Below are 23,238 nucleotides of genomic sequence, written 5' to 3'. Positions count from 1 at the left end.
CGCGGGGGTCGGGCCTGCTGGTGTTCGTTTCACAGCCAGCCGCGTCGGGCGGCGGTGAGGCCCGCCTGGAAGCGGGTGGACGCGCCGAGTTGGCACATGAGTTGGTGGACGCGACGCTGGGTGGTCCGCTCGCTCCAGCCTTGGGCGCGCGCGATGGCCGTGTCGCTGAGGCCGGAGGCGAGCAGGGCGAGCAGGGACCGAGTCTTCTCATCAGGTTCCGCGTCCTCGGATTCGGCCGCGGTGGTGGCGTCGCCGGGTGGCAGCGGGGCGTCCGACAGCGGCACCGCGCGCTCCCACTGTGCCTCGAAGAGCGCTTCCAGGGCTACGAGCACGGGGGAGCGGTGGACCAGGTAGGCGACTGACTGGTCACCAGGTCCGAGGCTGAAGGGGAGGATGGCCGCCCGGTCGTCGCTGATGACGAGCTTGAGGGGCAACTCAGGGTGTACCCGTGCCTGCTCGCCCGCCTTCATGCTGGGCACGATGTCGTTGTTCAGCCTGCCGGGCCAGGCCACCGCCTCGCGGTCGTAGATCACCCGGTAGATCACGCCGCGCCGCTGCTGCTGAAGCTGGCTGTCGAGACTGCTGCCGGGGCCGTCGAAATAGGGCGGCCGGTCGCACACACGCACCTCGCGGCGGGCGTCGACAGTCAGCCGGAGTACGGTGGCGTTGATGTGCTCACGGCTGGTGAGCAGTTCGACGGCCATGTCGCGTTGGCTGATCCGGGCCGCCTCCCGGTGGGTCTCGGTCAACCGCTGTACCAGGGCTCGTGCTTCCTTGAGCCTGTGCTCGCGCTGGTCTATCAGCGCGGTGACGGCGACATCCGGGGGAGCCGCGGTGAAGCGTGACGGGCGTCCGGTGTCCTGCACGGCGAGCCCGACCTTGACCAGTTTGGACAGCAGTCTTCCCACGGTGGTCGCGGGCATGCCGCAGACATCGGCCAACTCCGAAGAGGTGCAGCGAGGCTGCCGGACCAGTGCCACGTAGACGTGTTCTGTTTCCTCCGCAAGCCCGAGCACGTCAAATTCCATACCGTCCGCCCATTTTCGTGGCGGCTTCCGCCACCTGGCAGGGATCCGCCGGCCTCTCAACCTTGTGTTTCGTCGGTCGCGGTTGACATCTTTCACGCTGAAGTCGGCGCTGTCCTGTGCACGTTCGAGCGGGCAGAGCCTTCCGGTGTGGATCCGTGCTCGCGGATCCGCTCCCTGAGAAAGGTGTCCCATGACGTATGCCCACACGCGTGGCAGACGGCTTGGTGCCGTCGGTGTCGCGCTCGTGGCCATCACCGCGGCCGTAACGATACCCGCGGCCGCGCTTCCCTCCAGCTCCTCCGGGTCCGGTTCCGCGGCCACTGATCCCGGCCGGTCGCCGGCCGTCAGGACCCAGCTCGGCAGCAGCTCATCAGCGGCACAGCCCGGTACGGGGGCCGCGCTGCCCTCCATACCCGGTTCCTCGGCGCTCGGTCCGTGGCGCTCGTTCCTGAAGCCCACGCCCGCGCAGTCGGCGAAGAACAGCCCCCACCAGGTCCTCGTGGTACTCGGCTCGGCCACCCAGGTGACGGGCACGTCGCTGGGCAAGCAGCGCAGTCTGCGGGCCCGTACCCCGTTGACCTCGGACACCGCGGTCAACACCGCGCTCCGGCGGGCCCACGCGGTCTCCATGCGGCCCCTGGTTCCGCAACTGTCGGCCGCCCAGGCGAAGCAGTTGCGCTCAGCCGCGCAGGCGAAGCTGGGCGCCGGGGCGATCGACCTGTCCAAGGTCCAGGTCGTGCAGCTCGCCGGCGGCGACGCCACGGCGGCCGCCCGGGCGCTGGCCGCCACACCCGGTGTCGTCTACGCGGAGCCCGACCAGACCGTCTCCCCCATGAACACCGGCTCCGTGCCGCTGCCGTCCTCGGCGAGCGCCGCGGCGGGGAAGGCCGGCTCGTCGGAGAAGGGGCAGGGCGGCGGTGCGACCGGCACCGACGGTGTGCCCGGCAACGCGGCTCTCGGCACATCGGCGCAGAGCTTCCTCAACGCCGGCGGCGTCAACGCGACGGGCGCCTTCAGTGTGTTGAAGCAGAAGTTCGGCCAGCTGCCGGGCACCGGTGAGACCATCACCAACGTCTCGGTCGGCGACCTCACCGACGCGCAGACGCCCGACCTCGCCCCGAGCGGGCCGACGACCGTCGTCCAGAACGGCCAGCGGTACCTGGACATCCCCACGATGCCCCTGATCCCCACCTACACCGCGGACGCGACCGGCGCACTCGACCCGACCGGATCGACCCAGGGGCAGGACTCTGCGCTGGGCGAGGTGCTGCTGGACTTCTCCGTGATGGCGCCGCTTCCGCACGAACTGCAGCGTCCGGGCATGCAGGGCAGCGGGTCCTCCGACCTGCTGGGCATCGCCCCGGGTGCCGACTACCGGCTCGTCGTTCCGCAGCAGCCGACGTTCAGCCAGATCGCGGTGGCGCTGCTGGCCGCGGCCCGGCAGCAGCCGCGACCCGACGTGATCACCGCCAGCCTCGGCTACGGCACCGACGCTGCGGGTCTCCCCGGCCGCTACCTGGAGGACGACCCGGTCCAGCAGGCCGTGATCGCGTCGATCGTGCAGCAGTACGGCATCACCGTGGTGGTCTCGTCGAACGACGGGACCCGGCTGTTCACCAACGCGGCCGTCGGGCCCGACGGCGGCAGCACCGCGACCGACGTCACGCGCAAGGCCGCCGACACCACCCGGATCGACGACGACCAGCTGTCGTCCACGCCGAGCAAGGTGCTGGACTCCGGAGCGATCGCCGCGGGCGGCACCACGACCGACGACACGCTGTCCGTTCCCCCGCAGAACGGCGGCGCCGCGTCGGCCAACGGCACCTGGGCGACCACCAGGCTCAACGGTTCCGAGGTCTTCTCCTCGGGATTCGGCACCCGCGTGAACGTCTCGGCGCCCAGCGACGGCATCCCCGCATTCGAACACCAGGGCCAGACCGCGCAGTCGGTGACGGAGGTCCTCAACGGCGGCACTTCGGCGTCCGCGCCCGAGATCGCGGCCGCCGCCGCGGTCGTCCTGCAGGCCTCCCGGCTGACCGGACAGCACCCGTCGCCCGACGACGTCCGTTCGCTGCTGGAGCGCACCGGCCGGGCCGTGCCCACGCCGCCGCAGATCGACCAGCCGCTGCACGTGGGCCCGCAACTCGACGTCACCGCCGCGCTGCAGGCGGTCCTGGCCAAGGCGCACGGCAGCCATGCCCACACCGGCACGCCCCGCATCGTCCGGCTCTCCGTGGCGCATCGCCAGACCACGGGCGGTCTCGGCGGCGCGTACACCGAAGGCACCGACCCGGGCTACATCGACCTGGCCGGACCGGGCACGGGCGCCGGCGCCACCGGGGAGGGCCTGGTGGGACCGGTGACCATCGGCGCCGACGTGACCGGCCTGTCCGACCGGCAAGGCGTCAGCTACGCGCTGCGCATCGGGAAGCACGAGTTCACCTCCGATGTGCCGGCGATCCGGCTGACCCCCGCGCAGATGCTGACCGCGGCCGGACTGCCGGTCGTCTCCACGACGGACCGTCAGGTCTCGCTCACCTTCGAGGCGCGCCACGGCCACCAGGTGCTGGCTTCGGCCACCCACGAGCTGACCTTCGGCCCCACCGACGGCGGGTACGCCGAGGCACTCGCCCCGGTGGTCCGGCCCGTGGTGAAGGCGGGACACTCCGTGCAGGTGAGCTACGACCTCACCGGAGTGCGGAACGTCAGCTCGCCGAAGTTGGTCGTGTCGGGAGTCGGCCACTGGAACCCCGCGGCGGCGCCCATCTTCTCCGCCTCCTACACCGCCCCGCTGACGGAACTTCGCGGCACGGTCACCGTCCCGGCCGGAGCCTTCTCCGCCGGTGGCGGCATCTACGGGATCGGCATCCTCCAGAACCCCACAGCCGGCTCCAGGGGCGGCCCGGCGTACGGCGAGTTCGCCTCGATCCGGGTCGACGGCGGTGACCCCTCGCAACGCCCGGCGGCGCCGACCCTGGCCGCGAAGGCATCCGGAGACTTCGGTCACCTGCTGGAGATCAACCGGGCCGCACCGCAGTTCTCCGTGCACTACGACGTATCGCAGGTCAAGGGCGCCACCGGCACGCTGCTGGAGTTCTCCGCGCCCGGGCCGAACATGTACGGCTCGTACAACCTGGTCAGCAACCAGAACGGCACCACCCGCGACCACGACGGGGTGGACAGCCCGGCCACGCTCGACCGCTCGCTGACGGGCACCCGAGGCACGGTGGCACTCGACGCCCTCGCGCTCAAGCTGCCCTCGTCGATCGCCTACGACCTGCGCGTGTTCGCCGTCGACCGGCACGGCCGGATCGTCGGGCAGGCCTCGCCGACGTCACTGCTGGCATACGACGACGGACCGACACCCGAGGGCACCAACCTGACCGACTTCGCGATCGTCCCCGGCGGCACGTCCGTCGCGGCGGTCGAAAGCCCCACCGGCGAAGGCTCGGTGTACGACTACGACGCCGCCACCGGAACCTATGGGCGCAAGTTGACGAGCGACCCCGCGTACGGCTCCATCTACGAGGTGTTCGGCGTCGACTCCGCCCACCACACGCTGGTCCTGCACAAGCAGACCACAACCGGCGAGCAGTGGCTGGAGACCTACGACACGAGCACCGGCGACGCGGTCGGCAGCCCCGTCCGCATCGACGACCAGTACGTCGTGACGGGTGGGCGGGTGGACGCCAAGCGCCACCGTGCGGCGGTGCTCGCCTACCGTTCGAGCGACCGTGCGGGCTTCGTCCTGCCCGTGGACACGGCGACCGGCACTCAGGGGACGCCGCTCCAGCTGGAGCCCGCCTCGGAGGGGAGAACCTCGTACGGCCTGCTGGACGTGGACGAGTCGACCGGCGTCTTCTCCGCGCAGAAGTCCGGGTCCGCCATCAACTGCCTGGCCTCGGTCGGGGCCGGCACCGTGGCCTCGATCGACCTGGACAGCGCGACGGTCACCCGCAGCCAGGGGGGATCCCCTTGTGCCACCGACCTCGCCTCCGACCAGAAGGGCCACCTCTACGAAACCTGGTACCACTCCTTCAGCGTCAACTTCGCCGGTACCGGGTACTTCGCGCAGCTGCCCGCAGGGGACCAGGTGAGTCTCGGCATGGCGCAGGCGCCCCTCGCGCTCGCCGTCGACGGCGTGCACCACCTGGCACTGTTCGCCTTCCGGGTCCCGGACCTGAAGCCGACGGGCGGCTTCCAGCAGTACGGCTTCGGCGACAACAACGCCACCGGCCGCATCGCCGTCGTCGACCTCAAGACGGGCCGGACGGTGCGCACCGTGACCGGCGTCGAGTACCCGCTGTTCGGGTCCTACAACGGCCGGCTCGAAACCCATCGCGAGCGCGTCATGCAGCTCGACCCGGCGACCCGGACCGGCTGGACGTACGCGGGCGACGGCAGCCAGATCCAGCAGTTCTCTTACTGACCCGGCCCGCTGCTCGACCACCCGGGTCCGCGGACGCCACGGCGCCCGCGGACCCGCGGTGTTTTCGGAGGACCGGCGGCGCCCGCTCCGGCCCACTCGGTCCGGGCCGGCCCTGGTCGACATCGACTGCTGACAGCACAGGCGCCGTACGGGACGACGTGCCGTCAGAGCAGCCCCAGGTCGCCGAGTTCCTTGTACAGGTCGGAGCGTGGCTGCGCGGCGTCGCCGGTCACCGCTCGCGGGGTTCCCTCGCCGGTGCCGGCCCGTGGACGCCGGTCCCGGAAGAGCCAGGCGCCCAGCAGGCCCCCGAGCAGCCCGCCGAGGTGTCCGAGCCAGCTCACCCCCGGTGTGCCGGGCACGGCCACGGTGAGGAGGTAGGCGAAGGAGGCGCCCATGACGATCCCGATCAGCGTGTCGATCAGGTGCCGGTCGAAGAGTCCGCGTACGACGACGTAACCGAAGTACCCGAAGATCAGGCCGCTGGCGCCGACCGTCGCCACGTCGCCCTTCTCGAAGAACCAGACCACGGCACCGCTGCTCAGCGCGATCAGCAGGGTCAGCCCCAGGAACCGCAGCACCCCGCGGTAGGCGGCGAGGAAACCGAAGACGAACAGGGGACCGGAGTTGCTCTCGATGTGCGCCCAGCTCCAGTGCAGCAGGGGTGCCACCAGGATGTCGGGCAGCGTGCCCACGTCGCCGGAGACCACGGCGTAGTCCCGGGAGAGGGCGTAGTGGTCTGCGTAGTTGGCGAGTTGCACCAGCCAGACGACGGCGAGCAGCGCGAACATCACGAAGAACGCCTTCCGCGCCTCCGCGATCATCTCCTCGGGACTGCCCGGCACCCCGCCGCCCCGCGCTTTCTTCGGTACATCCACGGCAGGCTCCCCCTCGAACGGCTTCCGCGTCCCCACCACGCCGCACTGTACGACAGCCCACCGACAGCAGCCCCGGACCCTGCGTCCCGCCGTCAGAGCGCCGGCTCCGCCCACAGATCCGCCGGTACGACGCCGGTGGAGCGGCCGTGGGGGTCAAGGAGGCGGCCGAGGAGTTTGTCCTGGCGGAGGGTGACGACCCGGTCGGCGATGTCCAGGGCCGGGTGGGCGGTGGCCAGTTGGGCCTCCAGACGGGGGATGTCGGCGAGGGAGTGGAGGGTGGCCTGGAGGATGAGGTTCTGGGGGCCGCTGATCGCCGCGCAGTTGCGGGTCTCGGGGAGGCGGATGAGGGACTGGCCGATGTGCGGGAGGTCGGCGGGCGGCACCTTCGCCCAGAAGGTCACGGTGACCGGCCAGCCGCCGAGGGGGCGGGCGAAGTCGCAGCGGAAGCGGAGCAGGCCGCGGCGGGTGAGGTCTTCGACGCGCCGTTTGGCGGTGGAGAGGCTGACGCCGAGGTGTCGCGCCAGGGTCTGGTAGGAGACGCGGCCGTCGTGGGCGAGGTGGGTGACCAGGGCGCGGTCGATGGGATGGGCCTCGGCGGCGGGGCCGGCGGTGGTGCCGGGCGGTGGCGGGAGTGCCAGCCGGGCGCGTTGCGCGGGGGCCAGGGCCGCGATGCGCCAGTGGCCGCCCTCGGTGAACATGTGGGTGACGATCCGGGACCGTACGGCGGTGATGCCGGGCAGGTGGGGGAGCCGGTCGAGGGTGTAGCGGGACAGGGCCGGCAGGTCGCGGGTGGCGACCGTGGTGAGGAGGTCGTGGCCGGTGGCCGTGCGTTCGATGGTGACCATGTGGGGGTGGGCGCCGAGGGCCTCGGCGACCTGGGCCGTGGTTCCCGGGGCGCAGTCGATCACGACGTAGGCCACACAGATCTGTTCGAGGAGGCGTGGGCCGGGGGAGAAGCCGACCCAGGCGGCGCCCTGCTCGGAGAGGCGCTGGAAACGCCGGGCCACGGTGACCGGGTCGACGTCCAGGGCCCGCCCGAGCTCGGTCCAGGAGGCGCGCGGACGCAGTTGCAGGGCGTTGATCAGCGCCAGCTCGTCCTCGCTCAGCAAGGAGGGGACAGCATCCTGCGTCAGTGCGCCCGGAGTGCGAGAATCCTGCGTTTCGGGGCTGTGCCGCGTCACTCTCTCATTGTGGACCCGAGGGCCCGTATCCGGCGGGCGGGGGCGTGAAGGAGGTCTGGATCATGGCTTTCGCCGACTACCAGAACGAGATCTACCTCGATGGGCTGCGCGGGGTGACGCCCCGGTTCCCGATGACGTACGACGAGCTGGAGCCGTTGGCCCAGGCCGCGATGGCTCCCTCGGTGCGGTCGTATGTCGCGGGCGGCGCGGGCGACGAGCGGACCCAGCGGGCCAACGTCAGCGCGTTCGAGGGCTGGGGGCTGGTGCCGCGCATGCTGGTGGGGGCGAGCGAGCGGGACCTGTCCGTCGACCTGTTCGGGATGCGGCTGCCCGCGCCGCTGTTCATGGCGCCGGTCGGGGTGATCGGGCTGTGCGCGCAGGACGGCCACGGTGATCTCGCCGTCGCCCGCGCCGCCGCCCGGACCGGCGTACCGATGGTCGCCTCCACGCTGACCGTCGACCCGCTGGAGCAGGTCGCCGCCGAGTTCGGCGACACCCCGGGCTTCTTCCAGCTCTACACCCCCACCGACCGGGGGCTGGCCGAGAGCCTGGTGCACCGGGCCGAGCAGGCCGGGTTCAAGGGGATCGTGGTCACCCTGGACACCTGGATCACCGGCTGGCGGCCGCGGGACCTGAGCACCAGCAACTTCCCGCAGCTGCGCGGGAACTGCCTGGCCAACTACACCAGCGACCCCGTCTTCCGCGCCCTGCTCGGCGGCCGGAGTCCGGAGGAGGACCCGCAGGGTACGGTCGCCCTGTGGGCGGGCATCTTCGGCAACCCGCTCACCTGGGACGACCTGCCCTGGCTGCGGTCGATCACCGATCTGCCGCTGATCCTCAAGGGCATCTGCCACCCCGAGGACGTCCGCCGGGCCAAGGACGCCGGCGTGGACGGCGTCTATTGCTCCAACCACGGCGGCCGCCAGGCCAACGGCGGCCTGCCCGCCCTCGACGCGCTGCCCGGCGTGGTCGAGGCCGCCGACGGCCTGCCCGTCCTGTTCGACTCCGGGGTGCGGACGGGAGCCGACATCGTCAAGGCCGTGGCCCTGGGCGCGACCGCCGTGGGTGTCGGCCGGCCCTGTGCGTACGGTCTCGCGTACGGCGGTGAAGCCGGCCTCGTCCATGTGCTGCGGGCCCTGCTGGCCGAGGCCGACCTGATCATGGCCGTCGACGGGTATCCGACGCTCGCCGATCTCACACCGGAGGCGCTGCGGCGCGTCGCCTGACCCGCCGGCCGCGGGAGCGGTCGTCAGCCGGTGGTGGCGGTGACCGACTCCCAACGGGCGTACTCCTCCAGGAGTTCGGCGAAGTGGCCGCGCACCATCTCCAGGCCGGCGGTGGCCACCGCCAGGTGCACCGGGGGCTCGTCGGCGCCGGTGATGTCGGCCACGGCCGCCATGGAGCTGGTGAGGTCGCCCCGTACCGCGTGCTTGGCGAACTCGGCCATGGTGGCGTAGGCGTCCGCGTAGTCCGGGACGGACCTGGCCGGGAGCTTGGAGCTGGTCCCGAAGTTGGTGTCGAAGCCGGCCGGCTCGACCAGGGTGACGCGGATGCCCAGCGGGCCGAGCTCCTTGGCCAGTCCCTCGGTCAGGTTCTGCACGGCGCTCTTGGAGGCGCAGTACACGGCCATGGTGGGCAGGCTGACGTGGCCGCCCATGGAGCCGATGTTGAGGATGTGGCCGGATCCGCGCTCCCGCATGTGCGGGAGGACGGCCTGGACCACCTGGACGATGCCGACCACGTTGGTCTCGAACTGGTCCCGCACCTGGGCGGGGCTGACCTCCTCGACGGCGCCGACCTGTCCGTAGCCGGCCGCGTTGACGACCGCGTCGACGGCGGCGAACCGGTCGACGCTCTCCCGCACGGCCTGCTCGATGCTCGCGGCGTCGGTGACGTCGAGGCGCGTGACCAGGACGTTGTCGAGGCCGGCGAAGGCCTGGTTGGCCCTGGCGGGGTCACGCATGGTGGCGGCGACGTTCCAGCCGCGCGCCGCGTACTCGAAGGTGAGGGCCTCGCCCATGCCGGTCGAGGCGCCGGTGATCAGAACGGTCTTGCTCATGATGTGCTCTCTCGCTCTCACTCCACTAAACAGAATCTACAAAACATGTATAGCACGCCCAGTCGGTATGGTGTGCCTATGACCGCGACCCGAGGGGACATCCAGCGCCGCGAGCAGGTGCTCGCGGCGGCGCTGAGCGTTTTCGCCACGTTCGGCTACCGCAAGACGTCGATGGACGCGGTGGCCCGGGCCGCGGACATCTCCCGCCCCGGCCTGTACTTCCTCTTCTCCGGCAAGGAGGAGCTGTTCCGCGAGACCATGCGGCAGGAGCTGGACCGGGCTCTCGACGACGTCCGTACGGCGCTGGCCGCGCCCGGCGCGGATCTCGACGCGCGTCTGGTGGCCGCGCTCGACGCGAACCTGGGCCGGTACGTCGGCACACACCTCAACGAGGGCGTCGACGACCTGCTGGAGCACAGCACCGCCCAGCTGCACGGCATGTACGACGACCACCGCGACGCCTTCCTGGACACCCTCGCCACGGCGATCGCCGACTCCGGCCGGGAGACGGGCAACGTCACACCCCGTCAGATCGCGGAGGTCCTCCAGGCGGCCGGCGAGGGGTGGAAGCACCGGGTCGCGGACCGGGGGGAGTTCGTGGAGAAACTCCGGGTGGCGGTGGCGGTGGTGTTTTCGTAGCAGCCGTGATGACCGTGGCGGCTGGGGGTCGAGGCGGGGCTGTGCGGGTGTCGGGGTGTGGCTGTCGTGGGACTGTCGCCCTGGTCAGAGCAGGGTTCGGACTGTTGGCGTGGTGGTGACCAGGTCGGTGGAGAGCTGCCAGAGGCGGGTCGCGTGCTCGGGGTTCAGGGCGTGGGCGGCGACGCCGCGGCGGATGCCGGGCTGGTGCGGGCCGGCCTCGTTGACGTCCTCGAAGTAGCGTCCGGTCACGCCCTCGACCAGCGGGGAGGCGGCGAGCAGGACCGAGGTCGCGGCGCCTTGCTCGATGTTCTTCCAGGACACGTCGGTGCTGGTGGGGTCGAAGGTGGACGGGCTGTTGGAGATGTCGCCGATGTGGCGGCCTAGCCGGGTGCTGGTGATACGGCCGGGGTTGAGGGCGTTGACGGCTATCAGGTCGGCGGCCCAGCGGCGGGCGGCCTCGAGGGCGAACAGGACGTTGGCGGTCTTGGACTGGCTGTAGGCCGCCCACGGGTCGTAGGGGTGCCGCTCGAAGTTGGGGTCGTCGAAGAGGACGTCCCCGTTGACGTGTCCGACCGAGCTGACCGCGACCACGCGTGCGCCCCCGGCCGCCGTCAGGGCGCCGTGCAGGCCGGTCGCGAGGGCGAAGTGGCCGAGGTGGTTGGTGGCGAACTGCATCTCCCAGCCCTCCTTCGTCCGCTGGAGCGGGGTGGCCATGACGCCGGCGTTGAGGACGAGGATGTGCAGGGGGCCGTGCCAGGCGTTCGCGAAGGCGCGTACGGAGGACTGGTCGGCGAGGTCGAGCAGGGCTGCGCGGACCGTGCCGGGGCCGTCGGCCGGGGTGATCTCCTCGGCGGCCTGTGCGCCTGCCGCCAGGTCGCGGACGCCGATGACGACCTCGGCGCCGGCGGCGGCGAGGGCGCGCGCGGTCTCCCGCCCGATACCGGAGGCTCCGCCGGTGACGATGGCACGCTTGCCGCCGAGGTCGAGACCGAGGAGCACCTCGGCGGCGGTGGTCTGTGCTCCGAAGGGGGTGGTGACGAGGCTGTGGGACATGGCGCTCTCCAGGGGGTGAGGGTGGAATCGGCTGGACTGGTACGGGGAAGCCCGATGGCGCGGCACGGCATCACCGGCCATGGCGTGGCATGGCGTGGCGGCAGGGGGCGTCGTACGCTCTTATCCGGAACTGGTTCCGCTTCGCCTTCCGAAGGTAAGCGGAACTGGTTCCGCTTGCAAGTCGTGCGGGTGAAGGGGAGCCGAGGGTGACCGGAATCGACGGAGGCGGGGCGCCGTCCCGCAAGCCGTTGCGTGCGGATGCGCAGCGCAATGAGGACCGGCTGCTGGAGGCGGCGGCCGAGGCGTTCGCCCGTGAGGGGTCGGGTGCCTCGGTGAAGGACATCGCCCGGCAGGCGGGCGTCGGTGTCGGCACGCTCTATCGCCGGTTCCCCTCCAAGGAGCTGCTGATCGAGGCGGTGTACCGGCACGAGGTGCAGCGTCTGTGCGAGGCGGCGGAGGAGCTGGCGGCGACACTGCCGGCGGTGGAGGCGCTGCGGACGTGGATGGAGCGGTTCATCGACTTCATGGCGGCGAAGCAGGGGATGGCCGACGCGCTGCGCGTGATCCTGACGGACGACAGCGAGAAGCTGCACACCCGGACACTGCTGGTCGACGCCATCGCCTGGCTGCTCGACGCCGGGGAGGGGGCGTCGCCGGTGGCGCGGCCGGGGGTCGATGCGCGTGATGTGCTGATGGCGCTCGGGGGGATCAGTCTGATGGCGGCGAGCGAGGAACAGCGCGAACTGGCGAGCCGGCTCATCGACCTGCTGCTGTGCGGGGTGGTGGGGGGGTGACGGTGCCGGGCATCCCTGCGGGGGCCTGCTGCGGACGGCGTCCGGACCGGCGACCTCACCGCCCGCGGTCTGTGGGCCGTCCGCACCCTTCGCGTGCCGACACTCGACGGAATCCTGTTGAGACACCGCTTGCGGTGCGGAAGGGTCCTCGGCCATGGAGTTCTTCTGCTACCACCGTGACCGGGCCGATTCCCTGCCGTTGCGCCGGGAGCTGGTGGAGGCGCACTGGTCCTACATGGACCGGTACGAGGCGGAGCTGATCGCCCGCGGGCCGGCCTTCGGCGACGGCGGCGAGACACTCACCGGGAGTGTGCACATCGTCGATCTGCCGGATCCCGTCGCTGCCCGCGCGTTCGCCTTCGACGAGCCCAACTACCAGGCCGGCGTCTACCGGGACGTGCTGCTGCGCCGGTGGCGCAACCTGCTGGGCCGCACCATGTGGGAGTTCCCCGGCGGCCGGGCCGGCGGCAACCGGTACCTGGTGCTCGGCCTGGGACCGCAGCGCGCCGACGCCGACGCCGACGCCGACGCCGACGCCGTCCCCGGCCTGCCGCCTGGCGTCGACCGCGACGATCTGATCGCCTTCGGCCCGTTGCTGTCCGACGACGCGGCCACCTGGCTGGGTACGGCGGCCCTGGTCCGGGCGCCGGACTCGGAGCGGGCGCGGGCCGTCCTGGCTCCGCACCGGTACGCGGAGACAGAGGTGCACGAGTGGGAGTTCGGCGGACGACGGTGACGAGCCGGGGTGCCCCCTAGGCGGCCAGCAACTCCGCCAGGCCGTCGGCGAACTGTGTGATGCGGTCCAGCTGGGGGCCGCCGCGTGCGATACGGAAGCCGTGCCGGCGGCCCCCAAACGCCGCCTGCACGGCGTGCAACTGCGCCCAGCGGCCCACGCGTTCACGGTCGAGTTCCGCCGCCTCCGCGAAGGCGTCGAGGAGGCGGTGGACCGTCTTCGGCAGATCGTCGGCCCGCATGAGGGACAACGCACGGGACTTGAGCAGCGTGCCGCCGTCGTACGCCGGGTCTCCCGCGTAACCCTTCGGGTCGACCGCCAGCCACGGTTCCCGGTCCGCCCGCAGGATGTTTCGCGCGTGCAGGTCGCCGTGGACCAGGGTGTCCGGCTGGTCGGGGCCCAGTTCGCGGGCGGTGGCGACGGCCGCGTCCACCACGCGGGGCGGCAGCGCGTGCGTCAGTTCCGCCGCGTCCCTGCGTAGCTCCGTCTCCCAGGCGCCGGCGCGGTCCCTCAGCCGGGGCAGCCCGGCCGGCGCCGGGACGGCCAGACGGCGGTTCAGGCGGCCCGCGACGGTCACCACCGTCTCGTCCTCGGACCGCAGCGCCGCCAGCGTCTACATGCGGGCCCGTTCCAGCAGGAGGGCGAAACGCGCGTCGTCCCGCCGGTGCAGCAGGACCGCTCCCCGGCCCTCCCACGCCTCGAACGCGTCCGGCTCGTGGACGTTGCCCGGATGCGGGAAGGACACCTTCAGGACTAGGGCCTGTCTGACAATTCCCGTCTGCCTCACGACGCCGTGCACGCGGCATCCGGCGTACGGCCGCGTCCGGTGTCCTGTCGTGCCTCGTCCTCGTAGGCTGGCCGCGACACAGATCCCCACCTGTGGAGGGCGCCCTCATGCGCGGCAGCGGCTGGAGAAGCGGCGACATCCCGGATCTCACCGGCCGGGTCGCCGTCGTCACCGGGGCCAACAGCGGACTCGGGTACGTCACCGCGCGGGAGCTGGCCCGCAAGGGGGCCCGGGTGGTGCTCGCCTGCCGGAGCGAGGCGCGGGGACACGAGGCCGGGGACCGGATGGCCGCCGAAGTGCCCGACGCGCACATCGAGTTCGGGCGGCTCGACCTCGGGGACCTGGCCTCGGTACGGGACTTCGCCGGTTCGTTCCCGTACGGGCGCCTCGATCTCCTCGTCAACAACGCCGGGGTGATGGCGCCGCCGTACGGGACGACCGCGGACGGCTTCGAGACGCAGTTCGGGGTCAACCACCTCGGGCACTTCGCCCTCACCGGGCTGCTCATGCCCGTCCTGCTGGGCACCCCCGCCGCCCGCGTCGTCACCGTCTCCAGCATGATGCACGTCCTCGCCAACGTCGACCTCGACGACCTCAACAGCGCCCGAGGCTACCGGCGTTGGGTCGCCTACGGCCGGTCCAAGACCGCCAACCTGCTCTTCGTCCACGAGCTGGCCCGGCGCGTCGACGCGCACGGCGGCGACCTCGTCGCGGCCGCCGCCCATCCCGGGTACGCGTCCACCAACCTGCAGACCGCCGGTCCCCGTGCCGAAGGACGGCGCGGGGCCGAGCGGGTGATGACCGCCGCGAACGCCGTCTTCGCGCAGTCCGCCGAGGCCGGGGCGCTGCCCACGCTGTACGCGGCCACCGCCCCAGGCGTGCGGCCCGACTCCTTCACCGGGCCCTCGATCGCGATGTGGCGCGGTACCCCGGCCCCCTCCCGGCGTGCGCCCTGGACCCGCGACGACACCATGGCGCAACGCCTCTGGGACGCGTCGGAGCGACTCACCGGGGTCTCCTGCGCCGCCGTCCTGAAGGAGATCAAGGAGCTCTAGGGAGCCGGCGAGCGCCTGCGGGCTACAGCGAGCCGCCGCTGTCCACCACCAGGTCGGTGCCCACCACCGACGCCGCGTCGTCCGAGGCCAGATACAGCACGGCCGCCGCGATCTCCTGCGTCGAGGAGATGCGGGCCAGGGGGAGCGTGGCCCTCGCCCGTTCCGCACGGTCCTGCTCCGTCTCGCCCGCGCGCAGCGACATCGGCGTGGCCGTCGCCCCCGGGCTCACGACGTTGATCCGGACGCCGTCCCGGATGTGGTCCAGCGCCGCACCCCGGCTCAGCGCCGTCACCGCGGCCTTTGTCGCCGAGTACGCGGCGGCCCCTGCGGTGGTGACGTGGACACCGAAGTTGGAGGAGACGTTCACGATCGCGCCGCCGGCCGGCTGGGTGCGCATCCGGCGGATCTCCGCCTGCAGTGCCAGGTGCACGCCGGTGACGTTGACCGACAGCTGCTCGTGCCAGTCGGCCTCCGCAAGGTCGGCCAGTGGTGCCCCGCCCCGGAAGATCCCCGCGTTGTTCACCGCCACGTCCAGTGAGCCGAAGTGCTCGACGGCAGCCGCCACCAGCGCCTCCGCGCCCCCGGCTCGGGAGACGTCGGCCGTGACCGCGAGCGCCTCGCAGTCCCGCTCCTCGATCAGCGCGACCGTCTCCTTGAGGGGCTGCGCACGGCGGCCCGCCACGACGACGCGCGCGCCCTCGGCGGCGAACGCCAGGGCGACGGCCCGGCCGATGCCACTGCCGCCGCCGGTGACCAGAGCCGTACGACCCGCGAAACGCTTCCCGGTGGTCATGAGTGATCTCCCCTTTTTTGGAACGTACGGTTCAGAATAAGGTCAGAAAGAAACACCCCTCGGTGCGGAGGGGTGTCCGTCAGTCCAGCAGCCGCAGCACCTGCTCCGCCGCGTCCCGGACCCGGCCCGGGTCCGTCGACGCCTTGCCCACCACCCGCAGGCCCTGGAGCAGCACCAGCAGGGTGCGGGCGAGGGCCAGCGGATCGCGGTCGGCGGGCAGTTCGCCCTGGGCCTGGGCCCGGGCCAGGGTCATGTGCAGGCCGGTCTCGACCCGGTCCCAGTCGTGCTCGACGCTGCGCGCGGCGGCGGGGTCGTGCGCGGCGAGTTCGGCCGCCGTGTTGGTGACCAGGCAGCCGCGCAGGCGCAGGTCGTCGGCGGCGGACTCGGCGGCGTACTGCCGTATCAGCGCGCGTACGGCCGGCAGGGCCGGGCCCGGCCGGGACAGGTCCCGCAGCAGGGGCGGGAGACGGTCCTGCTGGTAGCGCTCCAGCGCTTTCAGGTAGAGGTCGCGCTTGCTGCCGAAGGTCGCGTAGAGGCTGGCCCGCCCGATGCCCAGGTGCGCGACCAGGTCGGCCATGGACGTGGCCTCGTAGCCGCGCCGCCAGAACAGCTCCAGGGCGGACCGCAGCGCGGCGTCCGGGTCGAACTCCTTGGTCCTGGCCATGCCCGGAGCCTAGGTTTATCCGGAACGATCAGTCAAGTATCGGCGGTTCCGGTACGACGGCCCGTACCGCGTAGGCGGCCACCCGCACCCCCTCGTCGTCCAGGCACTGGCCCGTCACCAGGTCGAAGCGCTGCTTCAGCAGGGGCGAGGTGACGAACGGGCGGCCCCGGTGGGTGCCGGTCAGGCCGCGGGAGAGGACCGCCGCGCCGCCGAAGGGGTCGCGGTTGTCGATCGCGTACAGACGGTCCGCGCGGTCCCGGAAGACGGCGACCTGACGGCCGTCCGGCAGCAGCGCGGCCACCCCCCGTCCCGGGGTCAGCCGGCTCAGGTCGCAGACCGTGAACCAGCCGTCGTCCAGGTGGAGTTGGACCGTCAGATCGGTGGTCTCGGGTGCCAGGGTCATCGCTGGGCGCTTCCTTCCAGAACGTCTTCGGCCGGGCGCAGGCCGATCGACAGCAGGGGCAGGTCGGGCTTCGTCTGGTCCCGCTCGGGCACGAAGCCGACGACCGGGTCGGGGGTGTCGGGGGCGTTGACGAAGGACACGAACCGGGCGAGCTTGTCGGGGTCGGCGACGGTCGACGCCCACTCGTCGGCGTAGTGGGCGACGTGCGCCGCCATCAGGGACTCCAGCTCCTCGCAGATGCCGAGGGAGTCCTCGACCACCACGTCACGGACATGGTCCAGGCCGCCCGGGATCCGCTCCAGCCAGGTCGACGTGCGCTCCAGGCGGTCCGCCGTACGGATGTAGAACATCAGGAAGCGGTCGATCAGGCGGACCAGTTCGGCGTCGGTGAGGTCCTGGGCGAGCAGGTCCGCGTGGCGCGGGGTGGCGCCGCCGTTGCCGCCGACGTAGAGGTTCCAGCCGTTGGCGGTGGCGATGACGCCGAAGTCCTTCGACTGGGCCTCCGCGCACTCGCGGGCGCAGCCGGAGACCGCCGACTTGAGCTTGTGCGGCGACCGCAGGCCCCGGTAACGCAGTTCCAGGTCGATCGCCATCCGCACCGAGTCCTGGACGCCGTAACGGCACCAGGTCTGTCCGACGCACGACTTCACCGTGCGCAGCGCCTTGCCGTACGCGTGGCCGGACTCGAAACCGGCGTCCACCAACCGCGTCCAGATCAGCGGGAGTTGCTCCACCCGCGCGCCGAACATGTCGATCCGCTGACCGCCGGTGATCTTCGTGTAGAGGCCGAAGTCCCGGGCGATCTCGCCGATCACGATCAGGCCCTCGGGGGTGATCTCGCCGCCGGGGATGCGCGGGACGACCGAATACGAGCCGTTCTTCTGGAGGTTGGCGAGGAAGTGGTCGTTGCTGTCCTGGAGCGCCGCCTGTTCGCCGTCCAGGACATAGCCGCTCGCGCCGATCACCGGAGCGAGAGAGGCGATGACCGACGCCACCGCCGGCTTGCAGACCTCGCAGCCGTCGCCGCCCCGGGCACCCTCCCGGCCGTAACGGTCGAGCAGCTCCCGGTAGGTGTTGACGCGCAGCGCGAGGACGATCTCGTACAGCTCCTCGCGGGTCTGCGCGAAGCAGCCGCACAGCCCCTTGTCGACCTCGACGCCGGACGCCTCCAGCTCGGCCGTGACCAGCTGGCCGAGGACCTTGACGCAACTGCCGCAGCCCGTACCGGCCTTGGTGCACTTCTTGACCTCCGGCACGGTGGTGCAGGAGTGCTCGGTCACCGCGCCGCGGATCGCGCCCTTGCTGACGTTGTGGCAGGAGCAGACGACCGCTTCGTCGGGGAGAGCGGACGGCCCGAGCTGGGCGCCGCCGCTCGCACCGGCCGGCAGCACCAGGGACTCCGGGGAAAGGGGCGGTACCGACCCGGTGAGGGCGCGCAGGGTGCCGTACGCGTCCGCGTCGCCGACCAGGATGCCGCCGAGCAGCGTGCCGTCCCGGCCGATGACCAGCTTCTTGTACAGGCCCGAGCGGGCGTCGGAGTAGACGACGTCCAGGCAGCCCTCGGTCGTGCCGTGCGCGTCGCCGAAGGAGGCCACGTCCACGCCGAGCAGCTTGAGCTTGGTGGACAGGTCGGCGCCGGTGAAGGCGGACTCGTCCCGCGCGATGGTGGCCGCGGCCGTCGCCGCCTGCTCGTACCCGGGCGCCACCAGGCCGTACACCCGGCCGTCGGCCGCCAGCGCGCACTCGCCGATCGCGAACACCCGGGGGTCGTCCACCGTACGGCACTGCTCGTCGACGGCGACGCCACCGCGCTCGCCGACCGACAGACCGCAGTCCCGGGCGAGTTGGTCCCTCGGCCGCACTCCGGCGCTGAACACCACCATGTCGGTGGCGAGTTCGGAGCCGTCGGACAGCTTCATGCCGACGACGGCGCCCGCGTCGTCCGTCACGATCTCCTGGGTGCCCACGCCCGTGTGCACGCTCAGGCCTGTCTCCTCGATGGTGCGCAGCAGGGCCGCGCCACCGCCCGCGTCCACCTGCACCGGCATCAGCCTCGGCGCGAACTCCACGATGTGCGCGGCGAGTCCGAGCCCCTTCAGCGCGCCGGCCGCCTCGAGTCCGAGCAGACCGCCGCCGACCACGGCACCCACGGTCGCCCTCGACTTCGCGTACGCCTCGATCGCGAGGAGGTCCTCGATCGTGCGGTAGACGAAACAGCCCTCGGCGTCCTTGTTGGGGACGGGCGGCACGAACGGGTACGAGCCGGTGGCCAGCACGAGCGTGTCGTAGCCGAAGACCCGGCCGGACCTGGCCGTCACCGTCCGCGCCGCGCGGTCGACCGACTCCGCCGGGTCGCCGAGGTACAGCTCGATGCCGTGGGTGTCGATGAACTCCATGTCGGTCATGGACAGTTCGTCGGCGGAGGTGCCCGTGAAGTACGAGGTGAGGGCGACCCGGTCGTACGCGGGACGCGGCTCCTCGCACAGCACGACCACGCGGTGCGTGGCGGTCAGACCGCGCTCGGCCAGCGCTTCGAGGAAACGCTGCCCGACCATCCCGTGGCCGACGAGCACGATCGTGGGGGTGGCCCCCGGGGTGGCGGTCATCAGGAGCCTCCATCGTGGGTGAACGCGCCCGGAGCGGCGACGGCGAGCGGTACGCCGATGTCGCCGGGGCGTGCCTCGGCCTCGCCGGGCGCGTGGCCGTGGTGCGGGCCGGAGGAGCGCGGTGCGCACATCTCCCGCCCCCGGCCCTCGGGGCGCGTCCCGAGGCCGGCGCCGATCACCGCCACACGCGTATACGAGGTCATGCCCAGGAGCGTGCGCGGCGGACGTTACCCGGCCGCATCCCCCCTGTTTCCCGCACGGAACGCTGCCCTCTTCGGGGGTGGGAGTGGGGTGTGAGGGGTCTGGGGCCGCGTCGACGGGCGCTGTGAGGTGGGGAAACGCGGGGGAGCGGGTGGCGCGCCCCAGCGGCCGGCGGGGCGCGTGCAGGCGGGGTGCGTGCAGGCGGGGCGCGCCGACGGGGCGCGTGCAGGCGGGGTGCTCCGGTGGCGGACGGCCGGGGGCGCGGACGGGGTGTACGGCCTTGGATGGCAGGCCGGGTGTACGGCCGGGTGTACGGCCTGGGGTGGGGTGGCCGGTCGGGGGTGGCCGGTCGGGGGCACGGCCTTGGGCGGTCGTTCCTCAGCGGCTTCCCGTCAGGTGGGCGAAGACGACGACGTTTCCCTGGTAGCCGGTGGCCCGGGAGTAGCCGCCGCCGCAGGTGATCACTCTGAGCTCGGGGCGTCGCGCGGCTCCGTAGACCTTCTCGTCGGGGAAGTCCCGGGCCTTGTACACCTCCACCGCGTCGACCGTGAAGACGGCGACGGCTTTGTCCTGCCGGTCCACCTCGATGGTCGCGCCGCGCTTGAGGGCGCCGAGGTCGTAGAAGACGGCGGGGCCCTCGGTGTTGTCCACGTGGCCGGCGATGATCGCGGTCCCGGTCTCGCCGGGTGCGGTGCCCGACTCGTACCAGCCGGCGAGGTTCTTGTTGCCGGCGGGCGGGACGTCGAGGCTGCCGGCGGAGGTGAGGGCGAGGCCCATCAGAGGGGCGTTCACACGGATCGCGGGGATGCGGATACGGGTGGGCGGCGACGGGGGCAGCGCCGGGGCTTCGAGGCGTTCCTCGCCGGGGTCGGGGCGGCCCTCGGCGGCGGACGGCTGGGGCGGCGCGGTGTACGGGCCGGAGCCGGGGCCGAGCAGCCAGACGCCTGAGCCGAGCGCTATGACGGTTACGGCGGCTATCGCGGTGTCCCCGATCTTGCGCATGCGAACCCCTGTTTCGGAGGTTAGAGCTTCTAACGCGGGGGTGAGGGGCTAGCGGGAGCGACCCGGTGCAGCAGGGGCGCCACCTCTAACAAAAGTGAGAGGTCTCGCGAAAGTGACAGCCTCTAACAAACCTGACCCCCTACCCCCTCCGGGCCGCGAGGGGCGTCGGACCCGGAGGGGGTGGGATGTGCGGTACCGGCGGACGGACAGCGGAGGGTGTCCGTCAGATCCCGTCGCCTCTCGCCCGGCGATGCAGGAGCCAGGTACCGCCCGCGGCGGCGACGGCCAGAGCCGTCACACCTGCCGCGGTCTGTACGGGGTCGGTGCCCAGAGCACCACCGACCCCCGTCTTCACACTGCCGTGGGGCTGCACCTGCCCGCCGGCGGCAGGCATGAGTGCCACCACCAGGTCGCCGGTCACCTGCCGGTTCCCGTCGGCGCACTTCGCGACGATCTCGTACGTCCCCGGCTGCGCGCTGGGCGGCACCTGGAACTGGCCGATCGCCTCGCCCTCATGGGTGCTGGGCGCGAGCGTGAACGTTCCGGCGCCGACCGAACTGGCGTCGCCGACGGCTGACGACTTCTCCCCGCAGGCGGCCGTGTTCACCGAGACCTGGGCGCCCGCCGTCGCGGTCGACGGGTAGACGTCCAGGCCGCCGGTACTGCCGCCGTACGCCGGCGCGGCGCCGAGACCGGCCGCGGCCACGGCGAGCGCGGCCCCGGCCAGCGGACGGACAGTGCGTCGCATGGTGCTCCCTCGTCGAGCTCGTCCCACTCCCTTGCTCTTCCGAGGTAAAAGCCAACGGGCCGGGCCCGCTTCCTGAGATTCCGTCAGGTGTGGGATGAACGGGTGTCACGGAGGGGGGCCGAGGCAGCGGTTGCGGGGGAGTTCGGGCAGGTCAGGGGACCTACGAAGGGGCCAGTATGAAAAACACACGAACGGCGGGCCCTGTGGGGAGTGAACGGGTGACCGTCCAAGGTCGTCGTCGGCGCGTACCGGAACTCGGCCTCCTGGCGGCCGGCGGTGCCGGGGTGTCGCGCTGGACACCGAGGTGTGGGAGCCCTTCTTCATGTCGCCGGTCTCGTCGTCGACCAGCGCCGCGGCCTCGTCGTGGAGGTGCTCGACGACGTGCTCGCGCCCGGCACCCACCAGCAAGAACAGGACCGACAGCCGGGGTACTAGGCGGTTTCGAGGAGTCGTTTCCGCAGCAGGGCGGCGCCGGATTCGTCGAGCCAGTCGGCGAGCGTACGCAGGCCGGGGTGGATGATGCGCAGCGCCTCGATGTCGGCGTGCCAGCGCGATCCGGCCGCCCAGCGCTCCCGGGCCTGGGCGATCTCGGGGTGGAGTGCGGCGGCTTCGGCGTGGGTGATCTGCTCGTAGCGCACCGTGGCACCAGTGGCCTCGCTGATCGCGGCGACCGCCTCGGCCGGGGTGGGGGCGTCCCCGGCCAGCTCCAGAGTGCGCCCCGCGAACCGGTCGGGCTGGTCGAAGGCCAGCGCGGCGAATTCGGCGATGTCCTCCACCGCGACGATCTGGACTGGTTCGTCCGGCGGGAAGATGTGCCGGTGCACGCCGCGGACGATGCCGTCGAGACCGATGGGCGTCGACCCGAGATAGTTCGACATGAAGCGCACCGGACGCAGCACGGTCACCGACCGGATCCGCTCACGCAGGTGGTCCTCGATGCGTTTCTTCCCCTCGGAGCCACCCGGGCGCCCCGGCGTGGACGCGACGCCCGTGAACACGACGTGCTCGATCCCCACAGCGGCCGCGGCATCGATCAGTGCCCGGCCCCGGGCGAACTCCCGTTCCACGTCGGAGCCATCCGGTCCGAATGCCACGGGCGGCACGGCGAACAGTGCCGCTGCTCCCTCCAGCGCCGCAGGCAGACTCGACGGGTCGTCGAAGTCGCCGCGCACGAGCTCGGCCCCGGCGGTTTCGAGTGCCTTGGCGGCGGCAGCGGCCGTGTCCCGCACGAGCGCGCGCACCGGCTTGCCGGCCGCCAGGAGCCTGCGTGCGGTGGCGCCGCCCTGTCGACCGGTCGCACCGGTCACGACGACCAAGCGGTCAGTGGTCATGTCGTCCTCCGCCCCGGGCTTGTCGGTGGGCACGGTGGGCTGGACCCGGGTCGATGTGGAATGCTGCACCCGGTTGAGTCCGGCGGACAAGGGATTACGTGACATGACCGCAGCTCCCGAGGACGTCGGCCGGGCCGATGCCCGCCGCAACCGCACGAAGGTCCTCGACGCCGCTTCGCGGGCGTTCGACGAGCACGGTCTCGACGTCTCGCTCGGCGCGATCGCACGGCAGGCGGGGGTCGGCGCCGGCACCGTGTACCGGCACTTCCCCAGCAAGGAGATCCTGCTGGAGGCCGTACTCGTCCAGCAGATCGACAACCAAGTGGACGCTGCTCGACGGTGGGCGGCCCGCACCGACCCGGTCGCGGCGTTCTTCGGCTTCCTTCTGGAGGTCGTCGACACGTCCCACGGGCGCAGGCACGCGTGCGACGCCCTGACCACGGAAACGAGCTGGCCGCGCCCCGCCCTGGCCGCGTCGGCGCGACGGTTCCGCCAGGCACTCGACGAACTGCTCCGCGCGGCCCAGCGGGCCGGCGGGGTCCGCACCGACGTCAGCGCGGACGACGTCGCCGCGCTCACCGTCGGCTGCGCGACGACCTGGGCTGCCCACCGCGACAGCAAGGGCGGCAACCGCATGGTGCGGCTGACGCTGGAGAGCCTGCGGAGTCCCGTATCCGTCACGGAAGGGCCGGTGTTTCGTGACACCCCTGGCACGCTTCACGCGGCGCCACGGTGCGAGGAGTGCGGGGCCCGGCTCGAGGCCCGGTCCACCGGCCGCCCGGCCCGCTACTGCGGAGCGGCCTGCCGACAGCGAGCACATCGCCGACGCCTCGGACCGGCAACGCCTTCCTAGCGGA

At 72.1% G+C, this 23,238-nt stretch carries 20 protein-coding genes and 2 pseudogenes; 7 read left to right on the top strand and 15 right to left on the bottom strand.

Features of this window, described 5'->3' with window-relative positions:
• Positions 1–29: 29 nt before the first annotated feature.
• Positions 30–1,016 (bottom strand): TrmB family transcriptional regulator, encoded by a 987-nt coding sequence (locus ACZ5K7_RS08010; protein WP_468911730.1) that lies wholly within the window; start codon positions 1,014–1,016, stop codon positions 30–32.
• Positions 1,017–1,218: 202 nt separating this feature from the next.
• On the opposite strand from ACZ5K7_RS08010, the gene ACZ5K7_RS08005 reads away from it, so the two are divergent.
• Entirely contained in the window at positions 1,219–5,457 is a 4,239-nt protein-coding gene (locus ACZ5K7_RS08005) for a S8 family serine peptidase (protein ID WP_468911727.1), read from the top strand.
• A 164-nt stretch (positions 5,458–5,621) separates the two neighbouring features.
• Here the strand turns inward: ACZ5K7_RS08005 and ACZ5K7_RS08000 are convergent, their stop codons facing one another.
• Positions 5,622–6,332 (bottom strand): rhomboid family intramembrane serine protease, encoded by a 711-nt coding sequence (locus ACZ5K7_RS08000; protein ID WP_351691618.1) that lies wholly within the window; start codon positions 6,330–6,332, stop codon positions 5,622–5,624.
• Between the two features lie 92 nt (positions 6,333–6,424).
• Complete coding sequence (locus tag ACZ5K7_RS07995) at positions 6,425–7,441, bottom strand: Lrp/AsnC family transcriptional regulator (RefSeq protein WP_468911724.1); 1,017 nt, start codon at positions 7,439–7,441, stop codon at positions 6,425–6,427.
• 134 nt (positions 7,442–7,575) lie between these two features.
• Between ACZ5K7_RS07995 and ACZ5K7_RS07990 the strand changes: the two genes are divergently transcribed.
• Positions 7,576–8,739 (top strand): alpha-hydroxy-acid oxidizing protein, encoded by a 1,164-nt coding sequence (locus ACZ5K7_RS07990; RefSeq protein ID WP_351691624.1) that lies wholly within the window; start codon positions 7,576–7,578, stop codon positions 8,737–8,739.
• A gap of 23 nt (positions 8,740–8,762) precedes the next feature.
• Here ACZ5K7_RS07990 and ACZ5K7_RS07985 read toward each other — a convergent pair whose 3' ends face one another.
• On the bottom strand, positions 8,763–9,572 hold the full coding sequence (locus ACZ5K7_RS07985; RefSeq protein WP_468911720.1) for an SDR family NAD(P)-dependent oxidoreductase: 810 nt from the start codon (positions 9,570–9,572) through the stop codon (positions 8,763–8,765).
• 78 nt (positions 9,573–9,650) lie between these two features.
• Between ACZ5K7_RS07985 and ACZ5K7_RS07980 the strand changes: the two genes are divergently transcribed.
• Entirely contained in the window at positions 9,651–10,211 is a 561-nt protein-coding gene (locus ACZ5K7_RS07980; protein WP_468911717.1) for a TetR/AcrR family transcriptional regulator, read from the top strand.
• A gap of 84 nt (positions 10,212–10,295) precedes the next feature.
• On the opposite strand, the gene ACZ5K7_RS07975 is transcribed toward ACZ5K7_RS07980, so the two are convergent.
• Positions 10,296–11,264, bottom strand: a complete 969-nt coding sequence (locus ACZ5K7_RS07975; RefSeq protein WP_468911714.1) for an SDR family NAD(P)-dependent oxidoreductase — start codon at positions 11,262–11,264, stop codon at positions 10,296–10,298.
• 206 nt (positions 11,265–11,470) lie between these two features.
• On the opposite strand from ACZ5K7_RS07975, the gene ACZ5K7_RS07970 reads away from it, so the two are divergent.
• Positions 11,471–12,058 (top strand): TetR/AcrR family transcriptional regulator, encoded by a 588-nt coding sequence (locus ACZ5K7_RS07970; protein ID WP_468911711.1) that lies wholly within the window; start codon positions 11,471–11,473, stop codon positions 12,056–12,058.
• 154 nt (positions 12,059–12,212) lie between these two features.
• Positions 12,213–12,794 carry a YciI family protein gene (locus ACZ5K7_RS07965; RefSeq protein ID WP_468911708.1) on the top strand — a complete coding sequence of 194 codons (582 nt, stop codon included), beginning with the start codon at positions 12,213–12,215 and terminating at the stop codon, positions 12,792–12,794.
• A gap of 16 nt (positions 12,795–12,810) precedes the next feature.
• Here ACZ5K7_RS07965 and ACZ5K7_RS07960 read toward each other — a convergent pair.
• A pseudogene (locus ACZ5K7_RS07960) lies at positions 12,811–13,587 on the bottom strand (aminoglycoside phosphotransferase family protein); the annotation flags it as partial.
• Between the two features lie 98 nt (positions 13,588–13,685).
• On the opposite strand from ACZ5K7_RS07960, the gene ACZ5K7_RS07955 reads away from it, so the two are divergent.
• Positions 13,686–14,633, top strand: a complete 948-nt coding sequence (locus ACZ5K7_RS07955) for an oxidoreductase (protein WP_468911705.1) — start codon at positions 13,686–13,688, stop codon at positions 14,631–14,633.
• 22 nt (positions 14,634–14,655) lie between these two features.
• Here ACZ5K7_RS07955 and ACZ5K7_RS07950 read toward each other — a convergent pair whose 3' ends face one another.
• The 9 genes and pseudogenes from ACZ5K7_RS07950 to ACZ5K7_RS07910 form a co-directional block, all read right to left on the bottom strand.
• Complete coding sequence (locus ACZ5K7_RS07950) at positions 14,656–15,426, bottom strand: SDR family NAD(P)-dependent oxidoreductase (RefSeq protein WP_468911702.1); 771 nt, start codon at positions 15,424–15,426, stop codon at positions 14,656–14,658.
• Between the two features lie 79 nt (positions 15,427–15,505).
• Positions 15,506–16,090, bottom strand: a complete 585-nt coding sequence (locus tag ACZ5K7_RS07945) for a TetR/AcrR family transcriptional regulator (RefSeq protein WP_351691651.1) — start codon at positions 16,088–16,090, stop codon at positions 15,506–15,508.
• A 28-nt stretch (positions 16,091–16,118) separates the two neighbouring features.
• Complete coding sequence (nirD, locus tag ACZ5K7_RS07940; RefSeq protein ID WP_351691654.1) at positions 16,119–16,493, bottom strand: nitrite reductase small subunit NirD; 375 nt, start codon at positions 16,491–16,493, stop codon at positions 16,119–16,121.
• Positions 16,490–19,099 carry a nitrite reductase large subunit NirB gene (nirB, locus tag ACZ5K7_RS07935; RefSeq protein WP_468911698.1) on the bottom strand — a complete coding sequence of 870 codons (2,610 nt, stop codon included), beginning with the start codon at positions 19,097–19,099 and terminating at the stop codon, positions 16,490–16,492. Before nirB ends, nirD begins: the two co-directional genes overlap by 4 nt.
• A complete protein-coding gene (locus tag ACZ5K7_RS07930; protein ID WP_351691660.1) occupies positions 19,099–19,302 on the bottom strand; it encodes a hypothetical protein in 204 nt (67 codons plus the stop codon). The genes nirB and ACZ5K7_RS07930 overlap by 1 nt, the downstream gene beginning before the upstream one ends.
• 376 nt (positions 19,303–19,678) lie before the next feature.
• Positions 19,679–20,302 carry a class F sortase gene (locus tag ACZ5K7_RS07925; RefSeq protein WP_468911695.1) on the bottom strand — a complete coding sequence of 208 codons (624 nt, stop codon included), beginning with the start codon at positions 20,300–20,302 and terminating at the stop codon, positions 19,679–19,681.
• Between the two features lie 223 nt (positions 20,303–20,525).
• Positions 20,526–21,050 carry a hypothetical protein gene (locus tag ACZ5K7_RS07920; RefSeq protein WP_351691666.1) on the bottom strand — a complete coding sequence of 175 codons (525 nt, stop codon included), beginning with the start codon at positions 21,048–21,050 and terminating at the stop codon, positions 20,526–20,528.
• Between the two features lie 260 nt (positions 21,051–21,310).
• Positions 21,311–21,437 (bottom strand): annotated as a pseudogene (locus tag ACZ5K7_RS07915) (IS701 family transposase); the annotation flags it as partial.
• Between the two features lie 44 nt (positions 21,438–21,481).
• Positions 21,482–22,381, bottom strand: coding sequence for an NmrA/HSCARG family protein (locus tag ACZ5K7_RS07910; protein WP_468911691.1), 900 nt, complete (start codon positions 22,379–22,381; stop codon positions 21,482–21,484).
• A 103-nt stretch (positions 22,382–22,484) separates the two neighbouring features.
• On the opposite strand from ACZ5K7_RS07910, the gene ACZ5K7_RS07905 reads away from it, so the two are divergent.
• Positions 22,485–23,234, top strand: coding sequence for a TetR/AcrR family transcriptional regulator (locus tag ACZ5K7_RS07905; protein WP_468911688.1), 750 nt, complete (start codon positions 22,485–22,487; stop codon positions 23,232–23,234).
• Positions 23,235–23,238: the final 4 nt, after the last annotated feature.

Source organism: Streptomyces sp. NPDC031497 (assembly GCF_055580905.1).
The sequence above is the reverse complement of the archived record's forward strand: the minus strand, read 5'-3'. Positions and strand labels throughout refer to the sequence as shown.

What these genes read in the sequence shown, in the direction of transcription:
- ACZ5K7_RS08005 (WP_468911727.1), top strand. Translation starts at nt 1,219, where the DNA reads ATGACGTATGCCCACACGCGTGGCAGACGGCTTGGTGCCGTCGGTGTC.
- ACZ5K7_RS07990 (WP_351691624.1), top strand. Translation starts at nt 7,576, where the DNA reads ATGGCTTTCGCCGACTACCAGAACGAGATCTACCTCGATGGGCTGCGC.
- ACZ5K7_RS07985 (WP_468911720.1), bottom strand. Translation starts at nt 9,572, where the DNA reads ATGAGCAAGACCGTTCTGATCACCGGCGCCTCGACCGGCATGGGCGAG.
- ACZ5K7_RS07980 (WP_468911717.1), top strand. Translation starts at nt 9,651, where the DNA reads ATGACCGCGACCCGAGGGGACATCCAGCGCCGCGAGCAGGTGCTCGCG.
- ACZ5K7_RS07975 (WP_468911714.1), bottom strand. Translation starts at nt 11,264, where the DNA reads ATGTCCCACAGCCTCGTCACCACCCCCTTCGGAGCACAGACCACCGCC.
- ACZ5K7_RS07965 (WP_468911708.1), top strand. Translation starts at nt 12,213, where the DNA reads ATGGAGTTCTTCTGCTACCACCGTGACCGGGCCGATTCCCTGCCGTTG.
- ACZ5K7_RS07955 (WP_468911705.1), top strand. Translation starts at nt 13,686, where the DNA reads ATGCGCGGCAGCGGCTGGAGAAGCGGCGACATCCCGGATCTCACCGGC.
- ACZ5K7_RS07950 (WP_468911702.1), bottom strand. Translation starts at nt 15,426, where the DNA reads ATGACCACCGGGAAGCGTTTCGCGGGTCGTACGGCTCTGGTCACCGGC.
- ACZ5K7_RS07945 (WP_351691651.1), bottom strand. Translation starts at nt 16,090, where the DNA reads ATGGCCAGGACCAAGGAGTTCGACCCGGACGCCGCGCTGCGGTCCGCC.
- nirD (WP_351691654.1), bottom strand. Translation starts at nt 16,493, where the DNA reads ATGACCCTGGCACCCGAGACCACCGATCTGACGGTCCAACTCCACCTG.
- nirB (WP_468911698.1), bottom strand. Translation starts at nt 19,099, where the DNA reads ATGACCGCCACCCCGGGGGCCACCCCCACGATCGTGCTCGTCGGCCAC.
- ACZ5K7_RS07930 (WP_351691660.1), bottom strand. Translation starts at nt 19,302, where the DNA reads ATGACCTCGTATACGCGTGTGGCGGTGATCGGCGCCGGCCTCGGGACG.
- ACZ5K7_RS07925 (WP_468911695.1), bottom strand. Translation starts at nt 20,302, where the DNA reads ATGCGCAAGATCGGGGACACCGCGATAGCCGCCGTAACCGTCATAGCG.
- ACZ5K7_RS07920 (WP_351691666.1), bottom strand. Translation starts at nt 21,050, where the DNA reads ATGCGACGCACTGTCCGTCCGCTGGCCGGGGCCGCGCTCGCCGTGGCC.
- ACZ5K7_RS07910 (WP_468911691.1), bottom strand. Translation starts at nt 22,381, where the DNA reads ATGACCACTGACCGCTTGGTCGTCGTGACCGGTGCGACCGGTCGACAG.
- ACZ5K7_RS07905 (WP_468911688.1), top strand. Translation starts at nt 22,485, where the DNA reads ATGACCGCAGCTCCCGAGGACGTCGGCCGGGCCGATGCCCGCCGCAAC.